Origin of the sequence: uncultured Caballeronia sp. (genome assembly GCF_964243625.1) — a bacterium.
GTDB lineage: Bacteria > Pseudomonadota > Gammaproteobacteria > Burkholderiales > Burkholderiaceae > Caballeronia.
The window spans coordinates 1-11,110 of sequence record NZ_CAXTGZ010000164.1 but is presented as its reverse complement, the minus strand read 5'-3'; the positions used below and the strand labels follow the sequence as shown (position 1 = coordinate 11,110).

Below are 11,110 nucleotides of genomic sequence, written 5' to 3'. Positions count from 1 at the left end.
GTTGCCATCGGCGTCAACGAAGCCTTTCGAGAGCTTGGCGGTTCTATGACAGCAGCGGTCGCGCAACGCGTGAGGTTTGCCGCCCGCGCCCTTCCACAGCACGATGCTGACGCCCAGCAGCGTGAACGGCTTGGGGCCATCGTCGAGATCCGACACGGGCATGATTGCGTACCAGAAGCGGCGCAGGACTTTTTGACGTGTAACCAGCATGATTCGATTCCCTTTTATCAGCGCCGCTTACGGCATGACCTTGGCGGTCTGGATGTACTGCAGCGTGTAGGCGCTCTTGTAGTCGGTACTGGCCTTGAGAAGCTTCGCGCCGACCATGTAGTCGTAGGTCTTCTTCCAGCGGGCATCGGTCATCGCGCCTATGCCGAGCGTGCCTGCGTCGCCCCCTGTCACGAGCTTGAGTTTCTTCAGTTGCGCCACGCCGAACGCGAGCTGCGCATCGCTCATCTCGGGGTTGTCCTTCTTGATCAGCGCGTTGCCCGGAGCCGGATTGGCGAGGTAACTTTTCCAGCCTTCCATCGACGCCTTGACGAAACGCGCAGTCACGTCGGGCCGGTCGGCGAGCGTCTTGCGCAAGCCGACGATGGTCGTGTTGTACGGCGGATAACCGTCGTCGGCAAAGAGGAAGAAGTGGGTCTTCACGTGCGCCTGATCCGCCTGGAATGTTTCCGATGACGGATACGCCTGCATCGCGACATTCGGATCTACAAAGAACGGTTGCAGGTTGAACGTGTAAGGGCGCGTCTGGCTGTCGGTATATCCGTATCTGGACTTGAGCCACGGCCACCAGCTTGTCCTGCCCGCACCGGCGACCAGGATCGTCTTGCCTTTGAGATCGGCGAGGTTCTTCACATCGTCGTGAACCAGCATGCCCTGCGGATCGAATTGAAACGATGCCGCCACGGTCGTGACTGGAATCCCCGCCTCCACGCTGGACAGCACCTGGAAGTCATAGCCAAGGATGAAATCCGCCTGTCCGCCAACGAGCAATTGCATGCCGTTCACTTGCGGACCGCCCATCTTGATCGTGACATCGAGGCCGGCTTGTTTGTAAAGCCCGGTAGCCAGCGCCTGATAAAAACCGCCGTGCTCGGCTTGCGCGTACCAGCTTGTGAGCACGGTGACGGAATCGGCGGCGTGAACAGGGGAAACAAGAATAACGCTTAAAACAAGCACTGAAAGATGAAAGAAGCGACGTAGAACACGCATGTTTTTTGACTCCGCGAGTGAACGTGGGGAGCCAGCTACAACGCCTGAACGTGTTCCGGATTGCCGAGACGCACAACAAGGGAGATGGTGGGGCACTACACGCACGCTCCTTGTTGAGCGAGATCGGACGATCCCGTTCAAACGCCGACGCTGGTCGACGTGGGCGCGCGATGCGCCCCAAGAGCAATGCCCCATGCTGGTTACTGCGAATACACCAGACACTAGCCGCTTCTACTCTGCAATGTTTCTAAGCGAATTTTATGCCAATGATTCTATAAGGCCCGAACGTCGCTGACAAGCGATGCCGGCGTGCACACCGCACCCGCGCGATGCACGCTCGCACCGCCGAAGTGCCCGGCCATTATCAACCAGCGAACGCTCATGCAAATCCCCGCGTTACACTACGCCCGAACCCGGCGCCCAACCTGCGTGGAAACCCCAAGTGGCAAAAGTCTCTACCATTCGCGATGTTGCCGAACTGGCGGATGTGTCGAAAGCGACCGTCTCGCGCTACCTGAACGGCAGCCTCGTGCTGCCGCCGGACACGGCCAAACGCGTCGATGACGCCGTGCTCGCGCTCAACTATCGCCAGAACAGTCTCGCCCGGCGGCTCAGCCTTGGAAGCAGCGAGACCATCGGCCTCGCCATGCCGGAAGTCGCAAATCCATTCTTCGCCGAACTTGCCGACGCCGTCGAGGAAGCCGCCTCAGCCAGCGGCTATGGCCTCGCGCTCTGCATCACGCGCAACAAGCTCGAACGCGAGGCGCTTTATTTGAGCTGGCTCGACACGCGTCATCTCGACGGCCTGATCCTCGCGACGAACCGACCGGACGACGGGTCATTGCGAAAGCTCATGGGCGAGCGCGCGAACATCGTGCTGGTGGACGAGGACGTGCCGGGCGCGGACGTGCCGCGTGTTTTCGTCGATAACATCGAGGGCGGTTATCAGGCCACCCGCCATCTGCTCGATGCCGGCCACAAGCGGATCGCGCACGTGACCGGTCCCGAAGCGCTCTTCACGGTGCAGGAACGGCTCGCGGGTTACAAGCGCGCACTCGCCGAAGCACAGGTCCGCTTCGATCCGAAGCTCGTCCACTTCGGCTCGTACGATCGCGCCTTCGGGCGCGAAATCGGCACGAAACTCGTCACGAGCGCAAAGCCACCGACCGCGCTGTTCGCGACCAGCGACTACATTGCGGTCGGCGTGCTAGATGCGCTGCGCGAACGCGCGCTGAGCGTGCCGGACTACATGTCGATAGTCGGATTCGACGACATGGAGTTCGCCAACCTCCTCATGCCCGCCATCACCACGGTGCGCCAGTCGGCCGCCGAACTCGGGCGAACGAGCGTGGCGCTGCTGGTATCGATGCTCACGGGCAACGTCACGTCCGACCCTGCCATACATCGCCTGCCGGTGCGCCTGATCGAACGCGCGTCGGTTGCGCCGCCGCGCGCCGGGTCATGACTCGTGCCCGCGTCCCGCGGTTGCGCGATCGAGTTCGCAGAACTCGTGATCGGAAAGCGTGATCGCGCTGGAAGCCGCATTCTCGACGAGATGTGCGAGCCTGGAGGTTCCCGGTATCGGCAGCATGACCGGACTGCGCTGCAGTAGCCATGCAAGCGCAATCTGGCCGACGCGAGCGCCATGACGACGGGCGATGATATCGAGCAACGATCCCGGCCGGGTCAGTTCCCCGGCCGCCAACGGGTACCACGGAATGAAGCCGATGCCATGCACCGTGCAGTAATCCAGCACGTCTTCACTCCTGCGATCGCCCAGGTTGAAGCGGTTCTGCACCGTTGCCACCTTGAAGTATTTGGACGCGGCCTTGATGTCAGGCACGCAGACTTCGCTCAGGCCTGCGTGGCGGATCACGCCGGTATCGATGAGGTGCTTTACCGCCCCAAACTGTTCATCGCGCGGCACGGCAGGATCGATCCGATGCAACTGCCATAAACCAATCTGTTCGACACCCAGCCTGCGCAAGCTGCCACGGGCCTGCTCGATCAGATACTCGGGGCGGCCATGCGATTCCCATCGGCCGGGCCCCGAGCGCACGAGACCGGCCTTCGTCGCGACGAGCAACCGGGCGTCATACGGATGCAGCGCTTCGCGGATCAGTTCCTCTGAAACACCGGGGCCGTATGAATCGGCAGTATCGATGAAATCCACCCCGAGTTCCGGCAGACGCTGCAATACGCGGATAGCTTCAGCGTGATCGGCGGGCATGCCCCAGACGCCCGGACCGGTAATGCGCATGGCGCCGAAACCGAGTCGCCGGACCTCGGTTTCCCCACCAATCCTGAACGTCGAGCGAAGAATGGTCATGCGGGGCAGGCGGTCGATGCGCACCGGACTTTGACCACATGCCGGCCGATACTCACGGTCAGCACCAGCGCCCCTACCTCGCATAACGCGGCGACCCAGCCAAGGTCGCTCACGGACGCGACACTCAAGGTGAGTGAACCGAGCGCGGCGCCAAGCGAGAAACCAAGGTACATGAACGAAGCATTCAGCGACAAAGCGATCGGCGTGCCGCGCAATCCGGCGATGCCAATGAGTCCCGCCTGCTGCGCCGGATAGAAGCACCAGTGCGCGATTCCCCACGCCACCACACCCACGAGCACGGGAACCAGCGCAAGCGAAGCGGGCAACCAGTGCGCACTCGCCGACATCAGCGCGAAAGCGAAAATCGATACCGTCAGACAAGGAATGATCACGCGCCGCGAGCCGAGCCGATCCACCGCCTTCCCGCCGATAAACACCCCTACCGCCGCCGCGACGCCCCATGTGAAGAGCACGTACCCGATCTGCGCGCCATGCAGCTGCGTCGTCCTGGCAATAAAGAGCGCGAGATACGTATAGATCGTATAGGCGCCCGTGGCCCACAGCGTGGTGACGAGCAAGGTCATCAGGACCACGGGTCGGCGCGCGGTATCGATACGTTCACGCAAGGTGGCCGTCGGCAATCCTGCGCCGATTGAACGCGGCAGTCCGAACAACAGCCCGGCGCTCGCCGCAGCGGAAAGCGCCGCGACGCCCGCGAACGTCATGCGCCAGCCGAGCCGGTCACCAATCACCGCGCCCAACGGCACGCCGAACGCCACGGCAATCGTGATTCCGCCATTCACGATCGCGAGCGCCGTGCCGCGCCGATCCGGTCCGGCGATCGCGCCCGCCAGTGCGTTGGCGCCGGGCACGTACAGGCCCGCGGCAGTTGCGAGCACGATGCGCGCCGCCATCAGCTCCCAGTAATTCTGCGCGCCCCAGGCGAGGACGTTCGCCACAGCGAATGCCGAGAGCGCCGCGATCATCAGCGTGCGCCGATGAAACGCGCCGGTCAGCGCCGTCAGCACGGGCGAACTGAATGCGTAGGCAAGCGCAAACACCGTGACAAGCTGCCCCGTCGCAACGATGCTCGTGTGCAGGTCGGCAGCCATGTCCGGCAACAGCCCGGCGATCATGAAGCTCTCGGTGCCGACTGCAAACGTACCGAGCGCGAGCCAGTAGAGCGGCGCAAGGGACGGGGAAGACGTGGATGAAGAGTTCACGTTCGGCTCCCGGTCATGCGGCCACGGCTTCGCCGCTATGGAACGGATAGTCGGTATAACCGACCTCCGTGCCGCCAAAGAACGTGGGACGATCATATGGATTGAGCGGCAACTCAAGACGCAGGCGTTCGGGCAGATCCGGATTCGCGATGAAATCACGGCCAAACGCCACGAGGTCCGCGTCGCCCGCCTGAATCACGGCTTCCGCTGTTCCGGCCTTGAAGCCGCCTGCCGCGATGATCACGCCCTTGTAGTGCTTGCGGATAAGCAGTGCAGCGACGGGGTTCGGGTCCTTGCTGTCGTCATCGACATTGCCAAGCACCCGCGGCTCGATCAGATGGATATAAGCGAGGTTCAGCTTGGCCAGTTCCTCTGCAACGTAAGTAAAGAGGCCTTCCGGGTTGCTGTCGGACATATCGCCCCATGTGCCGCTCGGTCCAAGGCGCACGGCCACGCGGTCGCTGCCCCAGACGGAGATGACCGCACGCGTGACTTCCATCAGGAAGCGAGCGCGGTTTTCGAACGAACCGCCATAGATGTCCGTGCGCTTGTTGCTGCCGTCCTGCAAGAACTGATCGAACAGATAGCCGTTCGCCCCGTGCAACTCGACGCCATCGAAACCCGCCTCTTTGCCGCGCAAAGCGGCGGTACGGAAGCTCTCGACCAGCCCGGCGATTTCGGGCACCGTCAGCGCACGGCTCGGGGTATTCGGAATCCAGCCAGCTTCGGTATAAGCCACGCCGCCGTGCAGCACCTCGGAAGGTGCGACCGGCTGGGCGCCAACCGGCTGCAACTGGCTGTTCGACTGCCGTCCCGCGTGATAAAGCTGCAGGAACATGTGGGCGCCTTTGGCATGCACGGCATCGGTGATGTGCTTCCAGCCGGCGATCTGGCTGTCGTCGTACAAACCGGGCGCGCCCAGATAACCGTTGCCGTTGGGCGCGGCAATGGTAGCTTCGCTGATCAGGAAACCGCCCTTCGAGGCGCGCTGGGTGTAGTACTCGGCCATCAACGGACCGGGTTTTGCGCCTTCCTCGGCACGCATGCGGGTAAGCGGCGCAAGCACGACACGATGCGAAAATTCCAGGGGACCCACTTTGACGGCGGAATGAAGTTTAGACATGACTCTCTCCAGATTTGGTGGGCTGCCGATATTGACCGGCAGCGGGTGCTTCGACCTTGGATGAGAGTGTAGGAACGATTCAAAAGAAGAAAAATGGGCTAAGGTTCCGAATATATTGGACAGAAAAGTCCTTATTGGCATTTGCACGGTCGTAACCGGCCAGGCGCAAATGCGCCGCGTGGCGGACGAAAAATCTGCGAACTTCTCCCGGGACACAATCATGGACAGCCTTGGCGGCATTTCGATGTTCGTACAGGTCGCAGACACCCGCAGCTTCACGGAAACGGGGCGGCAGCTCGGTTTATCGTCGTCGGCGGTTGGCAAGAGCATCGCGCGAATGGAAGAACGCCTGGGCGTGCGGCTTTTTCATCGCAGCACGCGCAGCATCACGCTGACCGCCGAAGGCACGCTGTTCCTCGAGCGATGCCGGCGTATTCTCGGCGAGGTGGAAGCCGCTGAAGCCGAACTGTCCGACGCCGCCGGCAGCCCGCGCGGCCGCCTGCGGATCAGCACGCCGCAGTTGTCCGGGCTCATCATGCCGGCGCTCGATGGCTTCATGGCGCAGTACCCGGACATCGAAATCGACGTGGATTTGTCCGATCGAATGGTCGATGTGGTTGAAGAAGGCTTCGACACCGTGATTCGCACGGGCGCACAACATGACTCGCGGCTGGTATCGCGCCGTCTCGGTTCCTGCGGACAGGTGCTGGTCGCCTCGCCCGGTTATCTCCGGCAACGGGGCACGCCATCGCATCCTGCGGACCTTGTTCACCACGCTTGCCTGCTCCACAAGTTTCCCGCGACGGGCAGGCTCGAACGCTGGCCGTTCCAGCTTGCGGCATCGGAGGCGGATCCAGAGCTTCCGCAAACTTTCGTCAGCAACACGATCGAAGTCCTGGGGTTTCTTGCGCTGCAGGACAAAGGTCTGGCGTTCCTGCCAACCTTCCTCGTGCGCGATGCGCTTGCCAGCGGCGCACTGCAAGTCGTGCTCGACGATTACATCAACCAGACCGTAACCTTCTGGATTCTCTGGCCGGCGAGCCGCTATGCGTCGCCCAAGCTGCGCGTGTTCATCGACTACATCAGTCAGAACCTGAAGATCTAGTGCGCTCAATGCGTTTCGGACATCGATGTCCGCAATGTTCGGAATCGCAGCCCGTTTATCTTTAATCCCGTCACTCCTACGATGCCTCCTGTCGCCGCGCAGTCGTCTGCGCAGCCTAACGCAGGAGTTTCTCGTGAACGATAGAAAGATTGGCGTCGGTGTCATCGGCCTGGGCCATTGGTCGGAATATGGGCATTTGCCGTCGCTCAAGCGGTTGCCCGATTACGAACTGACGGCCGTGTACAGCCGCAGCGCCGACAAGGCATCGAGCCTCGTGGAACGCCACGGCTTCAAATACGCGGCATCGTCGGTGCAGGAGCTGGCGGCGAATCCGGAAGTCGATCTGGTGCTCGTGCTGACGCCGGCGTTCCAGCACGAAGAAGGTATTCGCGCCGCGATCGCGGCAGGCAAGGACGTGTACTGCGAGTGGCCGTTGACGCCCGACACGGCTTTGTCGAAGGAGCTGCTTGCATTGGCCGACAAAGCGGGCGTGCGCACGATCGTCGGCCTGCAGCGGCGGTTGAATCCGGGATATCGCTACGTGGGCGATTTGCTGGACCACGGCGATATAGGCGATATCCGTTCCGTGCGCCTGCATGTCAGCGTGGAATATTTCCAGCGTGAACGCCCTGCTTCGCTTTACTACACGATCCCCGAGAAAAACTTTTCGAGCCTCCTCTCAATCTATGGCGGTCATTTCCTGGACGCCCTCTTCACGACGATGACCGGTTTCCCGCAAAGCCTGTCCGCGCTCACAGTCAATCAGTTCAAGGAAGTCACGCTGTTGGAAACGGGCGATACATTGCCGCATACAAATGCAGACCAGGTCGTTCTCGCGGGAACGTTCGCGAAAGGCGCCGTGCTGAGCGTTCATCTGGAGGCAGGCAAACGCAACAACTACGGCGTTCAGCTCGACATTACGGGCAGCAAGGGCGACCTGAAGATCACGAACACGTCGAGCTTCGGCGACACGTTCAACCGTATCGAAATCGCACGAGGCGACAGCCAGCCAATGACCGTGCTTACGGTTCCGTCCGAATATGAATGGCTGGAAGAGGGCGAACTGGGCGGCAGCGTCGTGGAGCTGGCGAGCCTCTATGCGGCCCACGCCCGCGATGTCAAGACCGGTTCGACGCTCGCACCTTCATTCGCGGACGCAATCCGGATGCATGAGTTGATGGAACAGATCAAGGAATCGGACAGTTCAGGCAAACGGGTCGAGTTGTCGTTCAGTATTCCGATGGATTCCTCGCATCAAAGATGACGGTCATCCGCGCCAGCGGTGTCTGAAACATGAATACATTTACGCCAACGCGGCGCACACTGCGACGAGAGTCGCCTCAAATGGGACAGCAAACATGACGAAGTTATCGAACATCCTTTTTGTTCACGGCGCCTGGGCCAATTCCTCGGCCTGGGACAAGGTCTTGCCGCTGATCGAAGCCGCTGGTCTGACGGGAACATCGGTCTCACTTTCGCTGACGTCGCTCGCCGATGACGTCGCGACAGTGAAACGCGCGATTGCCTTGATAGAAGGACCGCTATTGCTCGTGGGTCATTCCTATGGCGGCGCTGTCATTACCGAGGCCGGAAACGATCCGAAGGTTGCGGGTCTCGTTTATGTCGCGGCGTTTGCGCCAGAGGCCGGCGAGTCCGCGGCATCGCTTGGCGCTGGTGCTCCACCGACTCGCCTGCTGGAGGTCGTCCGTCCCGACGCGCATGAGTTTTTCAAGCTGACACGTGAAGGCGTCGATGAGGTATTCGCCCAGGACCTGACCCCTGCGGAGCGTTCGACGATCTTTGCAACACAAAATCCGTTAGCCGGCGCGGCGCTGGGCGGCGCGGTCACGTCACCGGCATGGAAGCAAAAGCCAAGCTGGTATCTGCTCGCAACCGCGGATCGCACCATTCATCCGGAGCTTCAGAAGACGATGGCAGCGCGGGCTGATGCAACGACGATCAGCATCGATGCAAGTCATGTCGCGATGCTGTCGCAACCGCGCGCAGTTGCCGATCTGATCTTACAGGCCGCCGGCTGACCGGCACGTCCGACTCTGTCCGGTAAACCTCAATGGAGTCCGACATGGCCATCACTACGCCACAGCAAAACAAAGAGACGGTCCTCGAAGCGTTCGAGACGCTCTTCAACAAGCGCGACTACGAAACGGCCAGACATTTCTGGTCGGACACGTATATCCATCAAAGCGCTCACATTGCCCCGGGCCGCGATGGCCTGTTCGATCTGATCCGCTCGCTGCCCGGGACGCTGCGCTACGAGAACCAGGTGATCGTGGCCGAGGGCGACTATGTGATCGCCCACGGCCGCTTTTCGGGCCACGGTCTGCCTGCTGCCTGGATCGCCGCCGATATCGTCCGCTTTGAAGACGGCAAGCTGGCAGAGCACTGGGACGTGATCGAGAACGAAGCCGCTCAAGCTGATTCCGTGAGCGGCCTGCCCATGTTCGGTGACACGTTTCCAGCCTGATCTTTCCAATCCATCGCTATTCAAGGACGCATCATGAAACTCACAGGTAATACGATCTTCATCACCGGCGGCGGTTCGGGCATCGGCCGGGGCCTCGCTGAAGCACTGCACAAACTCGGCAACCAGGTGATCATTGCAGGCCGGCGACGCAGTCATCTCGACGCCGTGATCGCAGCCAATCCGGGCATGAAGGCGGTCGAGCTCGACATCTCCGATCCAGCGAGCATCGAACGTGTGGCAGCAAAGCTGATCGTCGATCACCCCGAGCTCAATGTGCTGATCAACAACGCGGGCATCATGCAGGCCGATGCAGTCGCCGGCAAGATCGACGACGCCCAGATGGTGTCCATCGTCACGACCAATCTGATCGGTCCGATCCGGATGACCTCCGCGCTGGTCGAACACCTGAAGACCCGCAACGACGCAATCGTCGCGTACACCAGCTCGGTGCTCGCGTTCGTGCCATTGGCGCTTACGGCGGTCTACTCGTCGACCAAGGCGGCGCTGCACTCGTACGCACTGTCACAACGTTTCATGCTGAAGGACACGTCGGTCCGCGTTCTCGAAATCGCGCCGCCGTGGGTGCGCACCGAGCTTATGAACAGCCAGGAAGCCGAGATGGCGATGCCGCTCGATCAGTTTATCGATGAGACGATCAAGGCGCTCGGTAGCGGGGCGGACGAGATTCTGGTGGAAGCAGCCAGGCCGATGCGCGCGAACCCCGGACCGGGCGAGCACGATTTCGTCAACGGCTTCAATTCCCAGATGATGGCAACAATGGGCGGATAACCTTCCTCCGCGCATATGAGCCGGCTGGGGCCAACTGCGCCCCAGCGGCTCGAGCACTAAGCTTTACTTCTCTCCCTGCACTCCCTCGTACTTTCCCCTATCTTTTTTTGAAAAGATTGACAGCCCAATACTCGCGGTTTAATTTTTATAAACCGGTTTACAAGCGGGCGGCGCAATGTCGGTTGCGCCCACGAAGTCTTCCTTCAATTCACCGGCCGCGCGGCTTTCAATGACCGTACAAAAACGGCCGGACCAACCAGGAAAGGGATTCCGATGAGCGCTGCATTGCATTTCCGCCGCATGACCGCCGTGTTGCTTGGCGCGTCCCTGCTCGCTTTCGCGGGCGCGGCACTGGCCGCGGGCAAGAAGATCGCCATGGTGCAGATCAACCAGGAGGCGCTCTTTTTCACGCAGATGGACCAGGGCGCGCAAGCCGCCGCGAAAGCCGCGGGCGTCGAGCTCGCCATCTTCAATTCGAACAACGATCCGAGCGCGCAAAACAGCGCCATCGAAACGTATATCCAGCAAAAGGTCGATGCGATCCTGGTCGTCGCCATCGACGTGAACGGGATCAAGCCCGCGATCACCGAAGCCAAGAAAGCGGGCATTCCGGTGGTAACCATCGACGCAATCGTCGATGGCGATAACGCGGTGCAAGTGGGTGTCGACAACAAGAAGGTCGGCGAGGACATCGGTAAGTACACAGCGAATTACATCAAGACGAACCTTGGCGGGAAGGCGAGCATCGGCGTGGTGGGCGCGCTGAATTCCTTCATTCAGAACGTGCGGCTGGATGGCTTCAAGGCGGGTATCGCGACGGTGCCGGGCGCAAAGATCG

12 protein-coding genes are annotated in these 11,110 nt (G+C 61.2%); 7 read left to right on the top strand and 5 right to left on the bottom strand.

The genetic code is table 11. From position 1 onward, the window contains the following. Both ACFFAR_RS13565 and ACFFAR_RS13560 read right to left on the bottom strand, forming a co-directional pair. Positions 1-210 (bottom strand): Rieske 2Fe-2S domain-containing protein (locus ACFFAR_RS13565; RefSeq protein WP_375508002.1); only part of this gene is annotated, 210 nt, incomplete at its 3' end. A gap of 27 nt (positions 211-237) precedes the next feature. Then, positions 238-1,218 (bottom strand): ABC transporter substrate-binding protein, encoded by a 981-nt coding sequence (locus tag ACFFAR_RS13560; RefSeq protein WP_375508001.1) that lies wholly within the window; start codon positions 1,216-1,218, stop codon positions 238-240. Positions 1,219-1,660: 442 nt separating this feature from the next. Here ACFFAR_RS13560 and ACFFAR_RS13555 point away from each other — a divergent pair, with 442 nt between their 5' ends. Then, positions 1,661-2,683: a substrate-binding domain-containing protein gene (locus ACFFAR_RS13555; RefSeq protein WP_174362984.1), complete on the top strand. Its 1,023-nt coding sequence runs from the start codon at positions 1,661-1,663 to the stop codon at positions 2,681-2,683. On the opposite strand, the gene ACFFAR_RS13550 is transcribed toward ACFFAR_RS13555, so the two are convergent. From ACFFAR_RS13550 to ACFFAR_RS13540, 3 genes are read right to left on the bottom strand one after another with little or no spacing between them, the layout of a single operon-like run. Further along, complete coding sequence (locus ACFFAR_RS13550; RefSeq protein ID WP_174362985.1) at positions 2,678-3,547, bottom strand: aldo/keto reductase; 870 nt, start codon at positions 3,545-3,547, stop codon at positions 2,678-2,680. The two genes, ACFFAR_RS13555 and ACFFAR_RS13550, sit on opposite strands and share 6 nt — an antisense overlap. Beyond that, the gene (locus tag ACFFAR_RS13545; RefSeq protein WP_375508000.1) at positions 3,544-4,770 is read right to left on the bottom strand and encodes an MFS transporter; all 1,227 of its coding nucleotides are present in this window, start codon (positions 4,768-4,770) and stop codon (positions 3,544-3,546) included. Before ACFFAR_RS13545 ends, ACFFAR_RS13550 begins: the two co-directional genes overlap by 4 nt. 13 nt (positions 4,771-4,783) lie before the next feature. Further along, positions 4,784-5,893 (bottom strand): alkene reductase, encoded by a 1,110-nt coding sequence (locus tag ACFFAR_RS13540; protein WP_174362987.1) that lies wholly within the window; start codon positions 5,891-5,893, stop codon positions 4,784-4,786. A gap of 220 nt (positions 5,894-6,113) precedes the next feature. On the opposite strand from ACFFAR_RS13540, the gene ACFFAR_RS13535 reads away from it, so the two are divergent. The 6 genes from ACFFAR_RS13535 to ACFFAR_RS13510 all read left to right on the top strand — a co-directional run. After that, complete coding sequence (locus ACFFAR_RS13535; protein ID WP_174362988.1) at positions 6,114-6,998, top strand: LysR substrate-binding domain-containing protein; 885 nt, start codon at positions 6,114-6,116, stop codon at positions 6,996-6,998. A gap of 133 nt (positions 6,999-7,131) precedes the next feature. Beyond that, the gene (locus tag ACFFAR_RS13530) at positions 7,132-8,262 is read left to right on the top strand and encodes a Gfo/Idh/MocA family protein (protein ID WP_375507999.1); all 1,131 of its coding nucleotides are present in this window, start codon (positions 7,132-7,134) and stop codon (positions 8,260-8,262) included. Between the two features lie 94 nt (positions 8,263-8,356). Next, entirely contained in the window at positions 8,357-9,037 is a 681-nt protein-coding gene (locus tag ACFFAR_RS13525) for an alpha/beta fold hydrolase (protein ID WP_174362990.1), read from the top strand. Between the two features lie 44 nt (positions 9,038-9,081). Then, positions 9,082-9,483: a nuclear transport factor 2 family protein gene (locus tag ACFFAR_RS13520; RefSeq protein WP_174362991.1), complete on the top strand. Its 402-nt coding sequence runs from the start codon at positions 9,082-9,084 to the stop codon at positions 9,481-9,483. A gap of 33 nt (positions 9,484-9,516) precedes the next feature. Then, complete coding sequence (locus ACFFAR_RS13515) at positions 9,517-10,272, top strand: SDR family oxidoreductase (protein WP_375507998.1); 756 nt, start codon at positions 9,517-9,519, stop codon at positions 10,270-10,272. A gap of 273 nt (positions 10,273-10,545) precedes the next feature. Continuing rightward, positions 10,546-11,110, top strand: a 565-nt coding sequence (locus ACFFAR_RS13510; RefSeq protein ID WP_174362993.1) for a substrate-binding domain-containing protein, incomplete at its 3' end; no start/stop codon positions are given.

What these genes read in the sequence shown, in the direction of transcription:
- ACFFAR_RS13525 (WP_174362990.1), top strand. Translation starts at nt 8,357, where the DNA reads ATGACGAAGTTATCGAACATCCTTTTTGTTCACGGCGCCTGGGCCAAT.
- ACFFAR_RS13535 (WP_174362988.1), top strand. Translation starts at nt 6,114, where the DNA reads ATGGACAGCCTTGGCGGCATTTCGATGTTCGTACAGGTCGCAGACACC.
- ACFFAR_RS13560 (WP_375508001.1), bottom strand. Translation starts at nt 1,218, where the DNA reads ATGCGTGTTCTACGTCGCTTCTTTCATCTTTCAGTGCTTGTTTTAAGC.
- ACFFAR_RS13520 (WP_174362991.1), top strand. Translation starts at nt 9,082, where the DNA reads ATGGCCATCACTACGCCACAGCAAAACAAAGAGACGGTCCTCGAAGCG.
- ACFFAR_RS13540 (WP_174362987.1), bottom strand. Translation starts at nt 5,893, where the DNA reads ATGTCTAAACTTCATTCCGCCGTCAAAGTGGGTCCCCTGGAATTTTCG.
- ACFFAR_RS13550 (WP_174362985.1), bottom strand. Translation starts at nt 3,547, where the DNA reads ATGACCATTCTTCGCTCGACGTTCAGGATTGGTGGGGAAACCGAGGTC.
- ACFFAR_RS13515 (WP_375507998.1), top strand. Translation starts at nt 9,517, where the DNA reads ATGAAACTCACAGGTAATACGATCTTCATCACCGGCGGCGGTTCGGGC.